Genomic DNA, 21,348 nt, shown 5'->3' on the forward strand with positions numbered 1-21,348 from the left:
GATGTTAAGCCCTCCTATCTTCGGATCAGCTTAGGTTCAAAGCCGACCCGCAAAATATCTCCCAGCACATTAAAGCTCAGCACCGTAAACAGGATCATCAGCCCGGGGAACAGCGCCAGATAAGGCGCCTGGGCAATATACCCCTGTGCGCTGTTCAGCATACTTCCCCACGTGGCATTCGGCGGCTGTACCCCGAAGCCGAGGAAGCTCAGCGACGATTCCATCATAATGGCCGAGGCAATATTATTCGTCGCCCCTACAATAATCACCGGGACCAGCCCCGGAAGGATATGCCGCCAGATCATGCCGAAGGCACTCTGTCCCGAGGCTTTGGCATATAACACGTACTCCCGTTCCTTGATCGTCAGGGTCTCCGCGCGGACGACACGTGCCACATTCATCCACATCAAGAGAGCAATAATAATGATCAGATTGCCGATGCTCGGCTTCAGATAGACGCTGAGCAGCAGCAGGATCAGGAAGGACGGGATCGACATGATAATATCCAGCATCCGCATCAGCAGATTATCGATCCAGCCGCCGAAATATCCGCTAATCACCCCAACCAGCACGCCCACAAAGGTTGCTACGATCATGGAGGAGAATCCGACCAGCAGCGAAACCCGGCCTCCGTATAAGGCTCTGGACAGATAGTCGCGGCCATAATCATCGGTGCCGAACAGATGCGCGGCGCCGGGCTTCGTCAGGCGGGCCATGGCATCCATGGCATTCGGATCATGACCGGACAGGAAGGCAAAGACCGCCCCCAGTGTAAACACCATCAATATAACAAGAGCAGCGACACCCAGACCGTTCGTAAACAGCTCGGACTGCAGATTTTTCCATTTACTGCGATTCATGAGGTCACCCCTTCAGTTTGATTCTTGGATCGACAACGCTGTAGAGAATATCTGCCACCAGATTACCGAAGATCAGCATTAAGGAAGAGAACAGGGTAATCCCCATAATGACAGGATAATCCATCCCCTTCACCGCCGTCATCCCCAGGGAGCCGATCCCCGGCCAAGAGAACACCGTTTCCGTAACAATCGCCCCGGCCACCAGATCTCCCATCGACATACCGATCAGCGTGATCACGGGTAGCAGTACATGCTTCAGCACATGCCGGAACAGGATGGTGGATTTCTTCGAGCCAAAAGCGTACTGGATCTGCACATACTCCTCCTTAAGCTGTCCGATCGTGCTGGAGCGGATATAGCGCACATACCCGGACAGGAAACTGAAGGCCAGCACCGTACACGGCAATATCCCGTGCTTCAGCACATCAAGCGGCGATTCCACACCAATGGTGCGCATCCCCATGCTTGGAAGCAGGTGCAGCTTGATCGCGAACAGATACATCAGCAGGATCGCCAGCCAGAATAAGGGGATGGAGATGCCGATATAAGCGATAAAATTGATTAGCTTGTCTACCCAGCGGTTGCGGTTCGCACCGGCCACGAGGCCCAGCGGAATGGCCAGAAGGACGGCCAGGGCAATGGCGCTGCCCATCAGACCCGCAGTTGCGGGGAGGCGGTCCAGAATCTGATCCAGCACAGGCTGGTGATTGACCAGCGAGTACCCGAAATTGCCCTGGACCATCTCTTTGATCCAGATGAAATATTGGATATAAGCAGGCTTATCCAGCCCCAGATTATGACGGATGCGCTCAATATCATCAGCGTGCATATTGGGCGTCACGAAAGACAGCACCGGATCTCCCGGAGCCAGCTTAATCATGGTAAAACAGACCACCGATACAAAAAACAGCATCGGCAATGTTTGCAGCAACCTTCGGACGATGAGTTGTCTCATACGCAGCTTCTCCCAGCTCTTAACAGGCAAAAATAAGCTGGGGGAACCAGCTTATTTTTTTGCCTTGCTTATTTTGTGAGGCGAATTATTTCTTGTAAATCTTGGACAGGTCTTCGAAGATGACGACCGGCTTCAGGACAGCCTCATCAATACCGCCATAGTTCTTCGATACTGCTACCACGGTCTTGGTATAGGCGATAGGATAGATCGGTGCATCCTCGGCTACCAGTTCCTGCGCTTTCTTGTAGATCTCTGCACGCTTAGCCGGATCTGCTTCGCCTGCACCGTCATTCATCAGCTTATCGACTTCACTGTTGGAATAATGCGAGTAGTTGGACGAGCTGTCCGTAGTGAACAGGATACGGTACGCATCCGGATCATACCCCATGATATAGCCGGTCAGAGCCAGTTCATAGTCGGTCGCCTTCAGATCAATGAATTTCTGCACCCAGGCCGAGGAATCCATGTTCTGCAATTCAACCTCTACGCCGATTGCCTTCAGCTTCTGCTGCACATACAGCGAGATGGCTTCCTGCGCCTTGTTACCGCTCTGTACGATATACCGGAGCTTCAGGTTGCTCTCACCGGCAGTGGCCAGCAGTTCCTTCGCCTTGGCAGCATCATTGTCAAAGGTAGGGACATCGTTCGTGAAGTACAGTGCATCCGGAGTCAGGAAGGACTTTGCCGGATCAGCATATTCGCTGGAAGTGTACGCCGTCTGAATCAGCTCGTCGCGGCTGAGGGCCAAAGACAGGGCTTGCCGGACTTCTTTTTTGGCGAGGGCACCGGTATCGCTGTTCGCATTGAACATCAGATAAGCGAGGCGGCCTTCGCTATACGGGAGAATCTCAAAATTATTCGTCGCTTGAATCGTAGGAACATCCTTCGGGTCTAGATACTGTACATTAATCTCGCCGTTCTGCAGAGCCAGATTCGCAGCATTGGTATCCTTGGCAATCCGGTAAGTGACCGAATCCAGATGCGGCTTGCCCCCGAAGTAGTTGTCGAAGCGTTCCAGCGTCAGATACTCGCCAGCCTTGTATTCCTTGAATTTAAAGGGACCGGAGCCGACAGGAGAAGCGTTCTTCGTGCTCTTCTCAATGTTGGTCTCATTCTCGTAAATGTGCTTCGGAATCGGGAATACCTGTACCAGCGTGGCTTCAAAAGCCGGGCTGACCTGCGGCAGCTTGAACTCCACAGTCAGGTCATCGACCTTAACAGCCTTAATCGCTTTATCGCCAATCAGGAAGTTGGCACGCAGGAAGCTGTTCTGCTTCTCATCCAGAATGCTGTCGATGGTGAATACCACATCATCCGCCGTCAGCTTCTCTCCATCATGCCAGTTCAATCCATCCTTAAGCTTCAATGTATACGTCAGATTATCGCTTGACGGTGTCAGGCTGTCTGCCAGGTAGAAGGTCTTCTTGCCGTTGTTCACCTGGAACAGCGGAGCATACAGGGCCTGGTCAATGGTCAGGCTGACACGGTCACCCGCATAGTTCGGATTCAGCACTACCGGATCGGAAGCGACCCCTATAATCAGACTGCCTCCATCCTTCGGTTCGCCGGCAGCAGGCTCTTGTGATGCAGCCGGTGTCTGTGCGCCATTGGTAGATGAAGCGTTATTCCCATTGGAGCATGCACTGATCATCAGTGTTAATAATAGTAGAATAGCAACCCCTGTTATCCCTTTACGCATTGTCTCTTCCTCCATGTCTATGAGCATTCCCACTCGTTGTTGAGTCATTATATATCGGAATACTAGGAATTACAATGTATGAATTTACCATGGGCTTTACCAGACGCGGACCTCCTGCATGACCGCTCCGCGCCGCAGGGCATCGACATGCTCCATTCCTTCCGTAACCCTGCCGAATACCGTATGCCAGCCATCCAGATAATCGAACGTATCATAACAGATAAAAAACTGGCAGGACCCCGTGCCTGGTCCAAAATGCGCCATAGACAGCGCCCCGCGCACATGCTTATGGGGATTCCCCTTCGTCTCACAGGGAATGGGATCTGTGCCGCCTCTGCCGTTGCGCTCCGGGCAGCCGCCCTGGGCAACAAAGCCGCGAACCACACGCTGAAAGGCCAGACCGTTGTAAAAGCCGCTGTTCGCAAGCTTTTCAAAATTGGCTACGGTTCCCGGCGCTTCCTGATCGAACAGCTCCAGCCGAACCTCCGGTCCCTGCTCCAGACGGATCAGAGCCTGCTTCATGGCGCCTCCTCTACACGGGCTGCAGTGTCTGCCGGTACACCGATATAGACGGCCGTCTTGGCAGCATGCAGCGGCGCATAAATCTCCTCGATATCCTCGTCCACGAGCGGCCTAAGCTCTCCGCCCTCCATATGCAGGAACACCTCAGCGCGCGGATTCATCGCCAGGAGGACATTGATCAATTGCTGTACTTTTAACGTTGGCTTGTCCATCCTCTCACTCCTGCCAGCCCTCTTCCGGGGATTATATATATTAGCGGTATTGTACAATAGCTCAGGGCAAACGGCAATACGGCTCTCTTCTATACATGCAGGTGATTATTTCGGGAAAATGGGGAAAGTCCGGTACTTCTCTAAAAATATCGAATACATATAATTTATATCAACTATTTGCGAATCCAAGGGGATGTTCTATCATGTTGACCTTATTCTGGAGTGGCTGCTATGAATCCGAATAGAACCCGGGTGCTGCTGGGCAGCCCGATTCATCAAAAACCGGCGATCCTGGAGCAATTCCTGAACTCTCTGCTGCGTCTGAACCTGAAGGATATCGATCTTGATTTCTATCTGATTGACGATAACCCGGATGAAGCCGCAAGCCAGCTGCTGCAGCAGTTCGCCCGGAACGGCAGATCCGTCTTCCTGCAATCCTCCGGCTACCATGATGACTATATCCGAGATGAGCATACGCATGTCTGGCATTCCAATCTGGTCTGGAAGGTGGCCAGATTCAAGAATCTGATGATCCGGCGGGCGGAGGCCTTCGGCTATGACTACCTGTTCCTGATTGATTCGGACCTCATTCTGCACCCGGATACGCTGCTGCATCTGATCGGTACAGGCAAGGATATTATCTCCGAGATTTTCTGGACACAGTGGCAGCCGAATACAATGCTGCAGCCGCAGGTATGGATGCATGACGAATACAACCAGTGGGAGATTCATCCGGGGGAGCAGCTCTCTCCGGCGGAGATTCAGAGCCGTTTCCATGCTTTTTTGCTGAAGATGCAGCAGCCTGGAATCTATGAGGTTGGCGGACTTGGCGCCTGCACGCTGATCAGCAGCTCAGCCCTCAGCTCCGGGATCAGCTACGACCGGGTCCGTAATATCTCCTACTGGGGAGAGGACCGTCATTTCTGCATCCGTGCAGCGGCCCTCGGCTTTCCGCTCTTCGTGGATACCCACTTCCCTGCGCTGCACCTCTACAGAGACAGTGATCTGGATCTGGTCGCGGAGTTCATCCGGCACACCTCGGGCGCGGAAGCAGCTTCTATAGTAGAGGCGAAGGATGAAGCTGGCAGTCATTCAGGAGCAGCCGGGGCCAGGAGTGAAGCAGAGCCTGACGGCTCAGATGAAGCGCCGACCGTTGAAGACAGCGACACTGATCTGCCAGGCCAGGCAGAGACGGCTCCGTCCCCTGCTGACAAAAGAATACAAGAGGCAGCAGCGCAGTGGGATGTGCTGTGGACCGAAGCCGAAGCCCGGCAGCGCTTGTCCAAGGAGCCTCTGCCTACTGACGCAGGCGAGACGGCAGAAGGAAGCGGAGCGGTGAAGGAGCATCCGGCAGGAGGAGCCAGCACAGGCAGGGAAGGAGGAGCAGGTCTGCAGAAGCCTCAAGCCGCTTATGCAGCGTCCCCCGTCACTCCGCCAATCCCTGCTTCCCGCCGGCCCAAGCTGACCCTCACGATGATCGTCAAGAATGAAGGCACCAGATTCCTGCGCCAGGTGCTCGAGGAGCACCGCAAGTATATCGATGAGGCCGTCATTATCGACGACGCAAGCACAGATGATACAGCCGATATCTGCCGGGAGGCTCTTGAGGGGATTCCGCTCCACCTGATACAGAATCCTGTCTCCCGCTTCCATAATGAATCGGAGCTGCGCAAGCAGCAGTGGGAGGCGGTGGTTGCGACCCATCCCGAGTGGATTCTTAATCTGGATGGAGATGAGCTGTTCGAGTCATGTTTTCCAGAGGAAGTAGACTCCCTGCTGCGGACAGCAGATTGCGACTTATTCTGTTTCCGGCTCTACGACTTCTGGGATGAGGGAAGTTACCGCGAGGATATGTACTGGCAGGCCCACCAGAGCTACCGCCCGTTCCTGCTCCGTTACCGGGAAGACTTCACCTATACCTGGAATGATCTGCCGCAGCACTGCGGGCGGCTGCCGGAGAATATCTTCGAGCTGCCCCATCAGTTAAGCAACCTGCGCCTGAAGCATCTTGGCTGGTCGAAGCCGGAATTCAGGCTGGAGAAGTATTTGCGTTATAAGCTGCTGGACCCGGATGCCGAGTACGGCTGGAAGGAGCAGTATCAGTCTATCCTTGACCCGAAGCCCCGGCTGGTGAGGTGGAGCGAATAAGGCGGAGGGCTAAGTCATAAGAAGAGAGGAAGAAGCTCCTTATCGGAGCTTCTTCTTTTTTTGCAAATAAGCTTCAGGAAATATATCACTATAGGTCCGCAGGCAAATATGCTAAAATAACAGAACATAAGTTCGTATTTTGGTTGTAAAATACATCCTAATATTTCCCTATTATTAGAAAGATATATAGAAGAGGAGGCTTAACGGCAATGGAACAGCAAATGATACAGCGTTACCGGCAGGAAATCTATCGAATCGGCTGGCGCTTACAATACCGCAGCAAGCGAACCCGCCGGCATGAATGTACCTTCATGGATATCCGCCCGGCTCAGCGGGATGAAGCGGAGGAGATGATTAACCGGTTGTCCGTTGAGCAGCTATTAGATACCCTTCCAGCCAAAGGAAAGGTGATTCTGCAAAAGATTTATCTGCAGGAAATGACAGAGGCTGAGGTTGCGGCACAGCTGCATATGAGTCAACAGGGGGTTAACAAATGGAAGCAAAAAATGCTCCAGCAGCTATCACAGACAGCGAATTCGCAGACCTTCTGACAGGTGTCCGCCAGAAACAGCCGGAGGCCATGCTCCAGATTATCGAGCTATTTCAGGAGGACATCGAAATAGTCAGTCAATGCATCCTCCTCCCGCGGGAGGATGCCATTTCACATATTGTGACGGAGATTCTTAACTTCATACAGGCGGGGGATAGCACATGAACAAGCGGGCAAACGCCGACCTAACGTGGCGCTGCCCGCTTGTCATTCATTGGGAATAGCTAATCTATCAGGCAAGACCGGCATTCATGCCGGCTGCAACCTAGGTATTGACCTTCCTGCTAGGGTAAGGTTTATGGTTACTATAAGAAGTTCCGGCCGGAATAACTTATGAAAGGGTGTTCATGCGTTGAAGATCGGAGAGTTCGCAGCTTGAGGCCCATGGGATGTTACATCGGAGGTCTGGTCGGACCGTTCGGAACCGGCACAGATATCCGCATCATTATCGAGGCTTCCATCGACACTCTAGACCGGGCACGGCGAAATGGGGTAAACTCATTAAATATTGAATCGTACATTGTATAACTCGGATGCCACAAGAAGGGGTTGAACCTATCCATGGAACTCTACGCCGTAAAATTTGGTGAATCTTCATTTCGCTTAAGCAACGTATACCGCGATATGCATCATTCGGAGGAGTTAGTCCAGATTGCGTGGTCATTTTATATTGCCAAGTATAATAATAAAACAATCTTTATCGATACAGGCTTTCGCGATGAGAATGTGGCACAGCAATGGGGAATTACACTAACAGACGTAGCAGACGAGTTAAGAGGCATCATTGGCAATCTAAGCTCCGTAGATACAGTCATCATTACGCATAGTCACTTTGACCATATTGAGAATCTTGACTTGTTTGATAAACCTGAAATCATTATTTCAAAAACCGACTATGAAACTGCGCTACAGCAGTGCTCGCCGGCCATCAAGGAGAAGCTGCTTCAAGGCCCGGTTGTCACCGTAGACAACGAATATATTTACGACAACCAGTTCAGATTCAAGGTAATCGGCGGGCATAGCCCTGGTTCATCGGTGGTTTACTTTGAATCGGTTCATACCAACTATATAATCACCGGCGATGAATGCTACTGGTGCGATAATTTGCTAAGCAATCGGCCGAACGGGGTTTTTTCCAGTACAGAAAATAACGAACGGTTTCTAAATGAGGCTCATCACAGCGGATTAATTCCGCTCCCATTCCATGATCTGCAAATATTCGAACACTATCCGGCCGTTTCTAACAATATAGTGAGAATCCTTTAGATTTTGGATAATGCCAAGATGACTTGGATTACTTCTACTAACAACAAACGCGCTCAAAGCTTCTTTGAAAACATGAACGCGGTCAAAGGGAAGGATTGGGTTCACTACTCCCTTATCTAAATCAACGCGTCGAAATGGCCTTCTGCGTCTACCGTCGCTGTCCGGGGATCGGTCAGACCGATGCCCTTAAGGCCTCCCTTTCCCTCAGTCCGCCAGGGCGGAGTATGATCCTGAAGCGGGGGAGCAGGTACAAATGAAGCCGAAGCGGTACTCCCGCTTTTCTGCACCAGATGGGCCTCCAGCTGCCGTATTTGCCGCTGCAGCTGCTCCCGGCGATAAGGAGTCTGCATCTCTCCGCCCTGCGCCGCATTCACCTTGTCCAGCTCCATCAGCAGCCGGTTGCGCTGCTTCTCCAGAGAACTGACATCGCTCTGTGTGCTGCCGTAAGCTGTAGTGGCCTGTAACGGGCTGATACCGGATACCGTCTGTGCCGCCATGATCTCTCCCTCCGTTTCCTTGGCTTCTGCTGCAAATCCAGCCATATTCGAAAGTTCTAATCATTTCTATTACCCGGCAGCTCCCGCCATGACAACATTCCAACCACATATTTACAAAAAATCGTCGCATAGTCTCAATTCGGATGCTGGTTGGACCATACCAAAGACCTATTAAATTCCCACTCCTTTATTTGAATCCATAGCAGGCAAATACGAGGACGGTACCGTTTCAGCGAGAAATAGAAGGATAATTTATCGTGTGCAACATATAAATTCTTATATTTGAACAAAATCACCCTGTGGGCGAACGAGATGACCTGCGCACATCTTATCCACAACAGAAGAAAATCATAATTTCCTAAACAGTAAAAAAAGCGCTCCCGCCTCAATAAGGCAGAACGCTTTTTTATGGATGCTTTGTAGATTGCCGCTGCCTCCTTAGGCGAGGCGCCGGGGCCCATTACATTTCACATCGATCCTACTGTCTTCGCAGACTCTGATTTCGCTATTGCAACAGTCAGCTCGCCGTCCGCTTCGTCCACCGTCATCACTGAGCCTTCCTCCGCTTCTCCGGCGATCAGCGCGCGCGCTACCCGGGTCTCCAGACTGCGCTGGATGAACCGCTTCAGCGGTCTGGCACCATAGACGGAATCGAAGCCTTCCTCGGCAATGAAGCGGACCGCCTGGTCACTCAGCTTAAGACCGATATTCCGCTCTGAGAGGCGCAGACGCAGGCCATCGACCAGCTTAACCACAATTCTCTGGGTCTCGCCCAGTGTCAGCGGCTTGAACATTACAATATCATCCACCCGGTTCAGGAACTCTGGACGGAAATGCCCGCTCAGTTCCTTCATGACCCGGTCCTTCACCGCTTCAGTCAGCTCGCCGTTGTCATCCGTGCCCTGAATCAGATGCGGTGAGCCAATATTGGAGGTCATGATGATGATCGTGTTCTTGAAGTCGACCATCCGGCCCTGCGAATCGGTCAGCCGCCCGTCATCCAGCAGCTGTAGCAGAATGTTGAACACATCCGGGTGAGCCTTCTCTACCTCATCCAGCAGCACCACGGTATATGGCTGGCGGCGCACCGCTTCGGTCAGCTGGCCGCCTTCTTCATAGCCGACATATCCCGGAGGAGCACCCACGAGACGGGAGACACTATGCTTCTCCATATACTCCGACATATCGATACGGATCATGCCGTCCTCGCGGTCGAACAGCGAGACCGCCAGCGCTTTGGCCAGCTCCGTCTTCCCGACCCCGGTCGGCCCGAGGAACAGGAACGAGCCGATCGGACGGTTCGGGTCCTTGATGCCGGCTCTTGCCCGAAGAACGGCATCGGCTACCAGCCGGACCGCCTCATCCTGCCCGACTACCCGCTCATGCAGCGTCTCCTCCAGCCGCAACAGCTTATCCCGTTCGCCTTCCACCAGTCTGCTTACGGGAACTCCCGTCCAGCGTGAGACAATATCGGCGATTTCCTCCTCCGTCACGGCTTCACGCAGCAGCCGGGTCTCCTGGTCCTGCTGCGCCGTTTCCTCTGCCGCCTTAAGCTGCCGCTCCAGATCAGGAATAATGCCATAGCTTAATTCAGCCGATTTGTTGAGATCATAGATCTCCTGCGCATCGACCAGATCCTTGCGGGCCTGCTCCAGCCGCTTCTTCAGGTCGCGGATGCCCTGAATGGCCGATTTCTCCTTCTCCCAGCGGGCCGTCATCCCCAGATGCTTCTCCTTGAGGTCAGCCAGCTCCCGCTGGAGGTTCTCCAGGCGGCGCGCGCTGGCGTCGTCGGTTTCTTTTTTGAGCGCGGCTTCTTCAATCTCCATCTGCATCAGGCGGCGGGTTACCTCATCCATCTCACCGGGCATGGAGTCAATCTCCGTGCGGATCATTGCGCAGGCTTCATCGACCAGGTCAATCGCCTTATCCGGCAGGAAACGGTCCGTGATATAACGGTTAGACAGCACACCGGCTGCTACCAGAGCGCTGTCATAGATTTTGACCCCGTGATGCACCTCGAAGCGTTCCTTCAAGCCGCGCAGAATCGAAATGGTATCCTCGACATCCGGCTCGCTGACCAGCACCTGCTGGAAGCGGCGTTCGAGCGCCGGGTCCTTCTCGATATATTTGCGGTACTCATCCAGCGTGGTCGCCCCGATACAGTGCAGCTCACCCCGGGCCAGCATCGGCTTCAGCATGTTGCCCGCATCCATAGCCCCCTCCGTCTTGCCCGCACCGACAATCGTATGCAGCTCGTCAATGAACAGAATAATCCGCCCGTCACTCTCGCGGATCTCCTTCAGCACCGCCTGCAGCCGCTCCTCGAATTCCCCCCGGTATTTCGCACCGGCAATTAGCGCACTCATATCCAGCGAGAAAATCGTCTTGTCCTTCAGTCCCTCCGGCACATCCCGGCGGACAATCCGGTGGGCCAGCCCTTCGACAATCGCAGTCTTGCCGACACCCGGCTCCCCGATCAGGACAGGGTTATTCTTGGTCTTGCGGGAGAGGATGCGGATCACCCGGCGAATCTCGGCATCGCGCCCGATGACCGGATCGATCTTGCCGGCCCGCACCTCAGCCACGAGATCGCGGCCGTACTTCTCCAGCACCTCATAGGTGGCCTCCGGCTCCCGGCTGGTCACCCGCTGGTGTCCGCGAATCTCCGCTAACACTCCAAGCAGCTTCTCCCGGGTAACGCCCCGGCTGGTGAACAGCCCGCGCAGCTCGCGGTTCCCGCTGCTCGCATCCGAGACCATCGCCAGGACGGCATGCTCCACCGCGACGAATTCGTCCTGCATCTTGGCTGCTTCCTGCTCCGCCTGTTCCAGCATGGCAATCAGCGCGGGCGATGCCTAGCGCCGCATGGTGCCCGCTCCGCTCCCGCTTACGCTGGGTTTGCGCTGAAGCAGCGCCTCGGTTCCCTGCAGCAGCTCGGCTGCGGGAACGTTCATCTTCTGCAGCAGCCGGGGCAGCAGGCCCTCATTCTGCTGAAGTAAGGCTTTCAGCAGATGAAGATTGTCAATCTCCTGATGCCCGCCGGAAGACGCCAGCGACTGCGCCTCTGCTACCGCTTCCTGCAGCTTCTGGGTAAGCTTATTGAAATCCATAAAATCATCGCCTTTCTAATGTATAGGTATAGGTTAATCAACCGGATGCCCGGCTGTTATATATGCTGAACTTAAATGTTCTTTACCGTGTTGCCGCTCTTCGCCGCTGCGCTCCGCCTGTGGTACGCCGTTTCGCGCCGGCTTGGAAGCTGCCGGACTCCGCCAGCTGACGGTACAGCTTCTTCTCTGCCTCGGTCGTTCCGGCCGGAATGACCATCTCCATCCGGAACAGGATGTCACCATTCGTTCCGTCCGGACGTCTCAGCCCCTTGCCGGAGAGGCGCAGCGTTCCGCCGCTGGCTATTCCGGCAGGGATCTTCAGCTTCACGCTGCTGCCATCCGGCAGCGCTACCTTGGCTTCCCCGCCAAGCACAGCCTGCCAAGGAGCGATCTCAACCGTGCCGAGCAGATCCCCGCCGTCCGGCTCATAGATCTCATGAGGCAGGAGATGCAGCGAGATCAGCAGATCGCCGCCCTGCCCCGCTCCGCTTCCGCCGCCGGGTACCCGGATGAGCGTCCCTTCCGCCGAGCGTGCCGGAATCTGTACGTTCAGGTCCTTGCCTGCCGCCTGAACGCTTATATTGCCGCCTTTGTAGGCCTGCTCCAGCGTAATCTCAAGCTGGGCCTGCATCGTACTGAACTCATCTCCCCACGGGCTTCCGCCTGGACGGGCACCACTGCTGCCCGAGAAGAAGCCGGTACGGTCAGCCGCGCCCCGGCTGCCGAAGAACATCCCGAACAGATCCTCTTCCGGTATACCGCCGGAAGAAGCGGCTCCGCTGCTCCAGCCCGCGCCAAACGGCGATTCCCATGACGCGGAGGAGGCTGATCCATGGCTGCGCTGACCCCGCGAGCCTTCTGCGGCTCCATAGCGGAGCTCCTCATCATAGATTTTGCGCTTGTCTTCATCGCCCAGCACCTCATATGCCTCGGCTGCTTCCTTGAATTTCGCCTCTGCCTCCGGGGCCTTGTTGACATCGGGATGCCATTTTTTGGCCAGCTTCTGATAGGCCTTCTTGATCTCCTGCTTCGAGGCCTTCTTGTCTACCCCAAGACGCTCATAATAATTTGCCGCCACCGGAACCTCCTCCTTTCGTGTAATGGGAACCTTCTGCCTTCCTCCGGGAAAAGACGCATTATAGCCGGAACCCCCACTACAATGCGTCTAATATGAAGTGCTATATGAAAAGCCCGGTAAAATCCTGTTGCCGCCCGGTGAACCGGATAGGCCAGCGGCTACAGCCGCTAAACCCGGAGCTCCTGCGGAAGCGGCAGCTTCAGCCGGACTTGGAGGTCCATCTGCCTCTTCAGGCTGCCCTTCCGCTTACTGAAGCTCTTTCCGGTCCGAAGCATCGCTGCCGCCATCCTGAATTTCGATCCGTTTTCCCTGCGGCTTCTGCCGCTTCGGCACCTCCAGGCTCAGCACACCGTCTCTCAGAGAAGCGCGGATGCCCGCATCGTCAATATCCTGGACATAGAACCGGCGTACATATTCACCATACCGCCGTTCGCGGCGCACCATCTGATGGTCCTTGTTCTCCTCATTGCTCTCTTCTGTGCGAACCGCCTTGATCGTCAAGTAAGGGCTGGAATAATCAATGTCGATTTCTTCTTTGCGGAAGCCCGGAAGCTCGGCCTCGATCAGATATGCCCCTTCACGCTCACGGATGTCGGTCCGGAAAGACAGCGCGTTACTTGTCAGCGGTGCGAAAAAATCATCATTAAACACTTCGTTCAGCGACTTCGCCAGCACACCAAAAGCATCATCTCTGCGTTTACCAAAAGGAACCAAATCAAACATCTTTCATTCTCCTCTCATTTGACTTTTGATTTTTTGAATTCGGTCTTGCTAAGACTTTGACTTTGTCTGACCTATGGCTTTATTATAGCCTGCACCCCCGGAGAAAACAAAACCGGTATAAGCCGAAAAACCGGGAAAATCCGGCGTTTCGGCTCTTTTTTTATAATAAATTTTAACATTATTAAGGATTTGACCTTATTTGACCTTCCTGCTCTACTTCAAATAACGCTCCCGGTATTCACTCTCCAGCATGCCCATCATTATCACATCATGATACTCATGGTTATAGAACAGCGTCTGACGCCGCACTCCCTCCTGCACGAACCCGATGGACTCATAGACATGCGCAGCACGGGCATTATAACTGTAGACCTCCAGCTCAATCCTATGCAGATTCAGAATGCCGAAGCCATAATCCAGCATAAGCAGCAGCGCTTCACGCCCATAACCTTGTCCCTGATGCCGCTCGTCCCCGATGGCGATCCGCAGATTGGCATTCCGGTTATCCCCATCGATGTCCTGAATCGCGATGTCGCCGATAACCTCGTCGTTCTCCTTCAGCGCGATCAGCAGCAGCACCGTACTGTCATCCCCGGACTTATGGGCGATATACTGCTCAATCCGCTCTTTGGTGATATGCTTCTTCGTTCCTGTAAGTCTGCGGACTTCCGTGCCATAGAACATATGGTAATACATTTCGGCGTCTTCCCCGTTAAGCGGGCGCAGATATACCTTATCCCCTGTTACAAGTTCTGAATGCCTGTTCATTCCCGTCATCTCCCACCTGATGTTATAGCTCTTATGGTAATGCAGATCTGCATACTATAAAATATACAAAAACGTCTAATTTCAAAGGACAGATTGAAGGTGAAGGATGCTGCTTGTCCCTGATCTGAATGAACACAGCGAGGTCCCGTACTACATACAGCTCTATAATTATCTGGCAAAAGCAATCCTGGGCGGCACCCTCCAGAGCGGGACGCGCCTGCCCTCTATCCGCCGCCTCGCGGCGTTATGCGGAATCAGCGCCACTCCGGTGGAGCTTGCATACCAGCAGCTTCTGGCAGAGGGCTTCATCGCCAGCAAGCCGCGCAGCGGCTACTATATTCTGCCCGTTCACCGGGAAGGCAGCCCTGCTGCCGCCGGGGAACGGCCCAGTCCGGCCCCCCGCCCGATCACGCCCCGTGATTCACGGCACTACGCGTATGATTTCCATATGTCGCGCAATGATTTCTCCCTGTTCCCGCACAAAATATGGCGCAGCCTCTACCAGGAGCAGCTCGCGAATCCAGACCTGCTCCAGTACGGCGATCCCCAGGGGGAGCCGGCCCTCCGCGAGAGCATCGCCGCCCATCTGCGGCAATTCCGCGGGCTGCGCTGCACGGAGAAGCAGATTGTAGTCGGCGGTGACCAGTATACGCTGTGTTCTTTGCTGTGTCTGCTGCTGAAAGGACGGGTGAGCGGGCTGGGTATCGAAGATCCGGGGTACCACCTGCTGCCTGCGGCATTCTGGCGCAGCGGATATAGCATCCTGCCCATTCCGCTGGAGGAGGATGGATTGCAAATAGACAAGCTGTACAGCAGCGGGGCAGATGCTGTGTACATCTCGCCGTCCCACCAGTTTCCCCGGGGGATGACCATGCCCATCACCAAACGTCTTGCCTTGCTGGAGTGGGCCCGGTCCACCGGCGGCTATATCATCGAGGATGATTATGACGGGGAGTTCCGTTATCACGGGCGGCCGATCCCCGCGCTGCAAGGGCTTGCTGAGGGCAGTCCGGTCATCTATATGTGCAGCTTCGCCCAGTCGGTAACCCCTTCGTTGTGTATTCACTATATGGTGCTGCCGGAGGAGCTGCTGCCAGACTATCACAGCCTGAGAAGCGAGCTGTACCTGGAGCATTCAGCCTCACGGCTTCACCAGATTGCGCTGCATTATTTCATGGAGCGGGGTCATTTCGAGAAGCACCTGCGCCGGATGCGCCTGCTCTACCAGCGTAAGCATGACCTGCTGCTGCGTTCGGTCAGGCAGCATTTCGGCGATGCCGCAGTGCTCAGCGGAACGGATGCCGGATTTCATCTGCTGCTGGCCCTTAAGCCGCCCGCAGAAGGCAGCGCTAGGGTTAAAGCCGGATTTAGCACCAGCGCCAGGGAGCTTGCTGCCGCAGCGGAAGCTGAAGGCATCCGCGTTACCCCCATGTCCTATACGTGGTGGGCCAAGCCGGATTATGACGAACCCGAATTCATCCTGGGCTTCGGCGGAATCGCCGAGGAGCTGATCGATGAGGGCATCCGCAGATTGGCGGGGATATGGCTGGGCTATAAGAACTGAACTACTAATTTTGTTATTTTGGGAGAGGCGTGGCTCCAGAAAATATTTGGACTTCCAGCCGCTGTTGTCTGCAGATTTCTTGAATTTTCATACCGCTGTTCGCGGTGGAAATCCGCAGACAAAGGCGGACGCTAACGCTCCTCCAGTTCCAAAATTCCCTTCCGCCACTCCTCCCTTAATTTATGCTTCAAGTTCAATCAATATAGGTTTTGAATCAACTATACTTCTCCAGCATGTCCGCAAGCATCCGCTTCACCTCGGCCACCAGCTCCAGCGGCTCCTGCACGGTAGCCTCGCTGCACAGGCCAATCACAAACCGCGCGAAGAAGCCCAGATCGCTTCCCGGAATCTCTCCCTCCAGCCAGCCTGTGCCGTCTGCACGGATATGCAGCAGCTGCGGGGACCACACCTCCCCTTCGCAGGCCTGGACCCCTTCATTCCCCAGCTCCACGTACAGCCGGATAAGGCTTTGTTCGGCCTGCTCCTGCGGCGGGCTGCCGTAATGCTCCGTATTGTCCAAGTGGATATGACGCAGATCAAGCGCGGTCGGTCCCGCTTCATCATACCCGGCAGACTGAATCCGGTCGCAGCGGAAAGTACGGATGCCGCCCCGCAGGAAGCAATACGCCGGACAATACCACAGGCCGTTACTGGCATAGATGCCGACGGGCTGAATCCACCTTTGCTGCCGCCGGCCCTTCGACTCATAATCGATCAGCAGCACTTTTTGCCCGGTAGCCGCCTCCAGCAGTTGGGGCAGATAAGGGAATTCCGCCTGCCGCGCCGGGGTCAGGAAATCAATCCTGTTCTTCATCTCATCAATCCGGTCACGGACATCGCCAGACATGTAATTATAGAATTTGTACAAGGCGGATAAGGATTCTTCCTTGAAGGGAAGATATTTATAATGGCGCAGGGCATGGCTGGCAAAAAATATCGCCACCGCCTCTTCCTCCGTGAACGCAATCGGCGGCAGGATTCTCTCGCTCAGAACCTGATACCCTCCATGCGGCCCCACTTCGGAATAGAGCGGTACGCCCAGCTCCCCCAGCTCCTGCAAATCCCTGAGGATTGTGCGTGAAGAAACTTGGAATTCGTCAGCCAGCTCCCTGACGGTGAATTTACGCTTGCGGTTGACGGTCATCATGAGGTCCAGCAGCCTTTTGGATTTCGACACAGGGTTCACTCCATTTATTATTTTAACTATGACAAGACCTGTCACTATTACAGTCTACACTATAACCATAGCCGGTTAGTACAGGCAAATATACCTTCCAAGGAGCGAACAAGACATGAAACTGCAAATGAACCCTTATATTCTGGTGGACGGATCTGCCCGGGAGGCGATAGCTTTTTATCAGGAGGCGCTTGGCGCTGTGGTCCTCTTCAAGCAAACAATGGGCGAAGGCCCGCAGAATCCGGACGCCCCGATGACGGAGCAGGAGAAGGCGCAGATTGCCCATGCGGTGCTGCTGGCGGGAGAGACGAAGTTTTTTGTGGCTGATTATGAGCCGGGTATGCCGCGCAGCCGGGGCAACAGCATCAACATCTGTCTCACGGTGGAGACCGAGGCCGAAGCACAGCAGCTATTCACCTCGCTGAAGGCTGGCGGCACCGTCGATATCGAGCTGGCCCCAGCCTACTACAGTCCCGCTTACGGCATGGTGACCGACAAGTTCGGCGTCTGCTTCCAGATTTTCACGATGAAGGGGCGGTGAGGCTGGGGAGGCTGAGGTAACCTCGGGCCGATGGGCATTTCGGCAAATGCGATATGCTCCGCAGACCTATGTATCTTCGCGCGGCGTCCAATGTAATCGGTTTTTCGATTACATTCGGTCCGGTAGCCATCGCGGCGTCCAATGTAATCGGTTTTTCGATTACATTCGGCCCGGCAGCCATTGCGGCGTCCAATGTAATCGGTTTTTCGATTACATTCGGCCCGGCAGCCATTGCGGCGTCTAATTTAATCGGTTTTTCGATTACATTCGGCCCGGCAGCCATTGCGGCGTCTAATGTAATCGGTTTTTCGATTACATTCGGCCCGGTAGCCATTGCACAGTCCAATTGTGGTCGGTTTTTCGGCCACATCCGCATTGGGCATCAGCCGCAACAACGCAAACAAAGCACAGTCCCGCCATACTTAAGGGGACCGTGCTTTGTTCTAATATAACGCCCGCCACAAGTAAAAGGTGGCGTATGCTTCCCAGCCTTGCCAAGGCTGGGCCAGGTCGAGCAGCTCCGCTGGCGTCGGCTTGCGGTCCATGCCGGTCAGATGCTTGATCACGTTCTGCAGGCCGACATCGCCGACCGGATAAGAGGACGCATCGCGCAGGCAGCGCATCCGCACATATTGCGAGGTCCACGGGCCGATCCCGCGGATCTGCAGCAGCCGCTGCTCGGCGGCAGCCGGGGACGGTAGCGCCAGCAGCTCCTCCCGGCTTAGCTCCCCGCTTGTGATCAGCGAGGCCACGGTAAGCACCGTCTGTGCTTTGCTGCGGGTTAGCTGCAAGGCGCATAATTCTTCTACCTGCACCTCTGTGAATACCTCTGGTCCAGGGAAACGGTAGTAGGTCTGCCCTTCCCATTCCAGCGCTTCCCCGTATTCAGCTGTCAGCCGCTGCTTCAGCCTGTAGGCAAAAGCCAGATTCACCTGCTGGCCCAGAATCGCCCAGCATAACGCCTCGAACAGATCCGGGATGCCGATGATCCGCAGCCCCCGGTGCTCGCTGGCCAGCGGCCCGAGCAGCGGGTCCGCTGCCGCCAGCCTGTAGAACGGGGCAAGGTCCCGGTCCAGATCAAACCACTCCACAATGTAGCGGGCCAGCACCTCATGCTCCAGCGCACCGGGAATCGCCCCATGCAGCCGGGTTACACTCAGCTTGTGATTCTCGGACACACTGAGCCGCACCAGCAGCGGGCCACCCTCTATCCTGAACATCCGGCTGACGCCTGCTTTATCCGTGCGGAACAGGCATTCCAGCGGCGAGCGGTTCATGTACTCCAGACAGGCCCCCAGGTCGAAGTCTTCCGGCAGCGGCAGCTCAAAAAGCAAATCGTTCATGACCAGCCGCCTTTACATTGAGAATTCCCTCCAGCTGGAGCAGCTCCTGCTTCATCTGGAGTCCGCCCCGGAAGCCGGTTAAGGTGCCGTTCGCACCGATAACCCGGTGGCAAGGTACAATGACAGGCACCGGATTCTGCCCGTTGGCCGCACCGACAGCACGAACCGCCAGCGGTCTGCCAATCCGCTCAGCCAATTGCTTGTAGCTGGCCGTCTCCCCATGCGGGATGGTAAGCAGCCCCCGCCACACCTCCTGTTGAAACGGGGTGCCCCACAGATCCAGCTCCACATTGCTGAAATCCACCGGCTCTCCGGCAAAATACCGCTCCAGCAGCGTGATCACCCCAAGCTGCTCAAATCTCCCGGCATCCTCCATGAGCTCATGGGCAGGCGCATACATTTTCAACCAGGAGGCGGGTAATTGCCCTTCGTCCTGCGGGAAGGATACGCGGATCAGGCCTTTATCGCTAGCCCACAGGGTCCACTCCCCGTTCCCGAGGTTCAGGGTATGATGATAAATCGTGATAGTATCTGTACTCCGGCTGTTATTCCGGCTTGGGCTTGGGTTCATGTTGGTTTCCTCCTTCGTTATGCTTGCTACGGTACTCTGTAGGGGACAGCCCCGTCTTCTTCACGAACCAGGCGGCAAAATGAGAGGGCGTACGGAACCCCACAGCCCGGCCGATTTCACCCATCTCCGCCGCTGTCTCCGTCAGCAGCCTGCGGGCTTCTTCCATGCGCAGCATGTCCAATCTGGCAGCAGGTGACTGGCCGGTTACCCGCTTATAGGTGCGCTGCAGGTGGAACGGGCTAACCTTCAGCTCTTCAGCCATCGACTTCAGGGTCAGCTTGCTGCCGAACCGCCCGTCCATTATGGCATCCGCCTGCGCCGCCAGTACCGCATCAGGCCGGAGGGTGCCGCCTTCCTCGGGGCGGCATCTTTTACAGGGACGGAAGCCTGCCGAAATCGCCTCCTGCAAGGAGCCATAGAATACAACATTCGCTGCCTTCGGCGTTCTCGCCCGGCAGGACGGACGGCAGACAATATGGGTCGTCAGCACCGCCGTATAGTAGATCCCGTCATAGGTCGGCTCACGCCGTACCACCGTTTCATAGATACGCTCGAACAATTGCGGGTCCATCCCCATCACCTCTTACCGCCAGTATAAACGATTCGTTTTGATATATGCAGCCTATTGCAATAGGAAAGCAAGATTACGACAGTGAGGCAGAGGGTTATTCTCGCCAAGCGAACTAACGAGGCCTTGTTGCCCCTACTCTTCAACAAACAGTTGGAAAAATGTATCTTACCTGCCCGGTTTCCAATCAATGTGCGGAAGCAAGTGGAAAAACAGCATCTGTTAATGCTATTATTGACTGCTTGAATTAAAGTCAGGGGAGGACACAAAACCCAATGAAACGATCAGACATCCGCTGCGAACGCCTAAGCAAGAAGGATTCTCTCGCAGCCGCAAAACTATTAAGCCTGGACGCGTACACTGGTCCTGACCTCCTGCAGGTGCTGGAAGAGGAGCCCGAACTGTTTAGTGCCGCTTATGTGGATGAGACGCTTCTTGCGTTAGTCCAAATGGAAGCGTCCGTACCCCAGTCTCATTTAAATGTATTTGTCGCCCTACAGTATCGCAGACAAGGCATTGGCAGGGCATTGATGCAGATGGCAGAAGCTCAATTACAGGCAGGCGGAACCCGTAAGATCAGTACTGCTGTCCGGTCCGGGGTATCCTCTTCTCTTGCGTTTGCCCGCAGCCTGGGCTATGCTCCGTACTATTCACTTATTTATATGGAACGAACCGGGGGTTCTTTTCCTCAGGAGACATCCTCTGCAAGGTTGTATAGAGATGAGGACTTTGTGGCTGCCCATTCGCTGTATGCTACTGCTTTTCATGAAATGCGGATGCGCGTTGGCTGCTTCCCCGATTCTGTGCCTGCAGAGCCTAATGAAGGCAGACGAACAGCCTGGGCAGCGGATGCACAGGACAGGCTGGTCTATGAGCTTGACGGGGAAATTGCGGCTTACAGCCACATCCACGGGAATGAAATCAGCAGTGTTAGTGTACGTTCTGACCTTCAGGGACGCGGGATCGGACGAACCTTCGTGAAGTACTTGTGCAATGAGATCCACCGGCGCGGCTATACAAGCGTTACCCTATCCTGCGTCGTTGGGAATGAAGCCATACATTTGTATAACAGCCTTGGTTTTCAGGAAACGCATCGAATAGAATATATGATAAAAAATCCGGACAACTCAAAGCATTCCCGGTCAGGCCCCTCCCTGCCCGCTTCTCTACAATGAATCATGAAAGGAAGGTGAGGG

General features: G+C 54.8%; 20 protein-coding genes and 1 pseudogene. 6 read left to right on the forward strand and 15 right to left on the reverse strand.

Annotated features, from left to right (window positions below):
* Nucleotides 1-14 precede the first annotated feature (14 nt).
* The 5 genes from MHH78_RS00870 to MHH78_RS00890 form a co-directional block, all read right to left on the reverse strand.
* Nucleotides 15-860, reverse strand: a complete 846-nt coding sequence (locus tag MHH78_RS00870) for an ABC transporter permease (protein WP_339312373.1) — start codon at nt 858-860, stop codon at nt 15-17.
* A 4-nt stretch (nt 861-864) separates the two neighbouring features.
* Nucleotides 865-1,815 carry an ABC transporter permease gene (locus MHH78_RS00875; RefSeq protein WP_036723626.1) on the reverse strand — a complete coding sequence of 317 codons (951 nt, stop codon included), beginning with the start codon at nt 1,813-1,815 and terminating at the stop codon, nt 865-867.
* Nucleotides 1,816-1,900: 85 nt separating this feature from the next.
* On the reverse strand, nt 1,901-3,514 hold the full coding sequence (locus MHH78_RS00880; RefSeq protein ID WP_341166338.1) for an ABC transporter substrate-binding protein: 1,614 nt from the start codon (nt 3,512-3,514) through the stop codon (nt 1,901-1,903).
* A gap of 96 nt (nt 3,515-3,610) precedes the next feature.
* A complete protein-coding gene (locus MHH78_RS00885) occupies nt 3,611-4,036 on the reverse strand; it encodes a peptidylprolyl isomerase (RefSeq protein ID WP_341166339.1) in 426 nt (141 codons plus the stop codon).
* Complete coding sequence (locus MHH78_RS00890) at nt 4,033-4,248, reverse strand: hypothetical protein (RefSeq protein ID WP_341166340.1); 216 nt, start codon at nt 4,246-4,248, stop codon at nt 4,033-4,035. The genes MHH78_RS00885 and MHH78_RS00890 overlap by 4 nt, the downstream gene beginning before the upstream one ends.
* 231 nt (nt 4,249-4,479) lie before the next feature.
* Here MHH78_RS00890 and MHH78_RS00895 point away from each other — a divergent pair, with 231 nt between their 5' ends.
* The 3 genes from MHH78_RS00895 to MHH78_RS00905 all read left to right on the forward strand — a co-directional run bounded on the left by MHH78_RS00895 (nt 4,480) and on the right by MHH78_RS00905 (nt 8,212).
* A complete protein-coding gene (locus tag MHH78_RS00895) occupies nt 4,480-6,396 on the forward strand; it encodes a glycosyltransferase (protein WP_341166341.1) in 1,917 nt (638 codons plus the stop codon).
* Nucleotides 6,397-6,605: 209 nt separating this feature from the next.
* Nucleotides 6,606-6,947 (forward strand): sigma factor-like helix-turn-helix DNA-binding protein, encoded by a 342-nt coding sequence (locus MHH78_RS00900; RefSeq protein WP_036723635.1) that lies wholly within the window; start codon nt 6,606-6,608, stop codon nt 6,945-6,947.
* Nucleotides 6,948-7,507: 560 nt separating this feature from the next.
* The gene (locus MHH78_RS00905; protein ID WP_341166342.1) at nt 7,508-8,212 is read left to right on the forward strand and encodes an MBL fold metallo-hydrolase; all 705 of its coding nucleotides are present in this window, start codon (nt 7,508-7,510) and stop codon (nt 8,210-8,212) included.
* A gap of 116 nt (nt 8,213-8,328) precedes the next feature.
* Here the strand turns inward: MHH78_RS00905 and MHH78_RS00910 are convergent, their stop codons facing one another.
* The 5 genes and pseudogenes from MHH78_RS00910 to MHH78_RS00930 form a co-directional block, all read right to left on the reverse strand.
* On the reverse strand, nt 8,329-8,709 hold the full coding sequence (locus MHH78_RS00910) for a hypothetical protein (RefSeq protein WP_341166343.1): 381 nt from the start codon (nt 8,707-8,709) through the stop codon (nt 8,329-8,331).
* A gap of 467 nt (nt 8,710-9,176) precedes the next feature.
* Nucleotides 9,177-11,819: pseudogene (gene clpB, locus MHH78_RS00915) on the reverse strand (ATP-dependent chaperone ClpB).
* Between the two features lie 82 nt (nt 11,820-11,901).
* Complete coding sequence (locus tag MHH78_RS00920) at nt 11,902-12,897, reverse strand: DnaJ C-terminal domain-containing protein (protein ID WP_341166344.1); 996 nt, start codon at nt 12,895-12,897, stop codon at nt 11,902-11,904.
* Between the two features lie 246 nt (nt 12,898-13,143).
* The gene (locus tag MHH78_RS00925; RefSeq protein ID WP_341166345.1) at nt 13,144-13,620 is read right to left on the reverse strand and encodes an Hsp20/alpha crystallin family protein; all 477 of its coding nucleotides are present in this window, start codon (nt 13,618-13,620) and stop codon (nt 13,144-13,146) included.
* Nucleotides 13,621-13,833: 213 nt separating this feature from the next.
* On the reverse strand, nt 13,834-14,388 hold the full coding sequence (locus MHH78_RS00930; RefSeq protein ID WP_076077390.1) for a GNAT family N-acetyltransferase: 555 nt from the start codon (nt 14,386-14,388) through the stop codon (nt 13,834-13,836).
* Between the two features lie 106 nt (nt 14,389-14,494).
* Between MHH78_RS00930 and pdxR the strand changes: the two genes are divergently transcribed.
* Complete coding sequence (gene pdxR / locus MHH78_RS00935; RefSeq protein ID WP_341166346.1) at nt 14,495-15,952, forward strand: MocR-like pyridoxine biosynthesis transcription factor PdxR; 1,458 nt, start codon at nt 14,495-14,497, stop codon at nt 15,950-15,952.
* A gap of 214 nt (nt 15,953-16,166) precedes the next feature.
* On the opposite strand, the gene MHH78_RS00940 is transcribed toward pdxR, so the two are convergent.
* Nucleotides 16,167-17,129, reverse strand: coding sequence for a helix-turn-helix transcriptional regulator (locus tag MHH78_RS00940; RefSeq protein WP_341166347.1), 963 nt, complete (start codon nt 17,127-17,129; stop codon nt 16,167-16,169).
* A gap of 115 nt (nt 17,130-17,244) precedes the next feature.
* Here MHH78_RS00940 and MHH78_RS00945 point away from each other — a divergent pair, with 115 nt between their 5' ends.
* Nucleotides 17,245-17,670 (forward strand): VOC family protein, encoded by a 426-nt coding sequence (locus MHH78_RS00945; protein WP_341166348.1) that lies wholly within the window; start codon nt 17,245-17,247, stop codon nt 17,668-17,670.
* On the opposite strand, the gene MHH78_RS00950 is transcribed toward MHH78_RS00945, so the two are convergent.
* From MHH78_RS00950 to MHH78_RS00965, 4 genes are all read right to left on the reverse strand, one after another.
* Nucleotides 17,651-18,004 (reverse strand): hypothetical protein, encoded by a 354-nt coding sequence (locus tag MHH78_RS00950; RefSeq protein ID WP_341166349.1) that lies wholly within the window; start codon nt 18,002-18,004, stop codon nt 17,651-17,653. The two genes, MHH78_RS00945 and MHH78_RS00950, sit on opposite strands and share 20 nt — an antisense overlap.
* A gap of 109 nt (nt 18,005-18,113) precedes the next feature.
* On the reverse strand, nt 18,114-19,013 hold the full coding sequence (locus MHH78_RS00955) for a DNA-3-methyladenine glycosylase family protein (RefSeq protein WP_341166350.1): 900 nt from the start codon (nt 19,011-19,013) through the stop codon (nt 18,114-18,116).
* Nucleotides 18,994-19,584, reverse strand: a complete 591-nt coding sequence (locus MHH78_RS00960) for a methylated-DNA--[protein]-cysteine S-methyltransferase (protein ID WP_341166351.1) — start codon at nt 19,582-19,584, stop codon at nt 18,994-18,996. The genes MHH78_RS00955 and MHH78_RS00960 overlap by 20 nt, the downstream gene beginning before the upstream one ends.
* Entirely contained in the window at nt 19,559-20,155 is a 597-nt protein-coding gene (locus tag MHH78_RS00965; protein ID WP_341166352.1) for a bifunctional transcriptional activator/DNA repair enzyme AdaA, read from the reverse strand. The genes MHH78_RS00960 and MHH78_RS00965 overlap by 26 nt, the downstream gene beginning before the upstream one ends.
* 272 nt (nt 20,156-20,427) lie before the next feature.
* Between MHH78_RS00965 and MHH78_RS00970 the strand changes: the two genes are divergently transcribed.
* Nucleotides 20,428-21,327, forward strand: a complete 900-nt coding sequence (locus MHH78_RS00970) for a GNAT family N-acetyltransferase (protein ID WP_341166353.1) — start codon at nt 20,428-20,430, stop codon at nt 21,325-21,327.
* Nucleotides 21,328-21,348: the final 21 nt, after the last annotated feature.

The sequence above is a fragment of the Paenibacillus sp. FSL H3-0333 genome (genome assembly GCF_038002805.1).
Taxonomy (GTDB): Bacteria; Bacillota; Bacilli; order Paenibacillales; family Paenibacillaceae; genus Paenibacillus_AQ; species Paenibacillus_AQ silagei.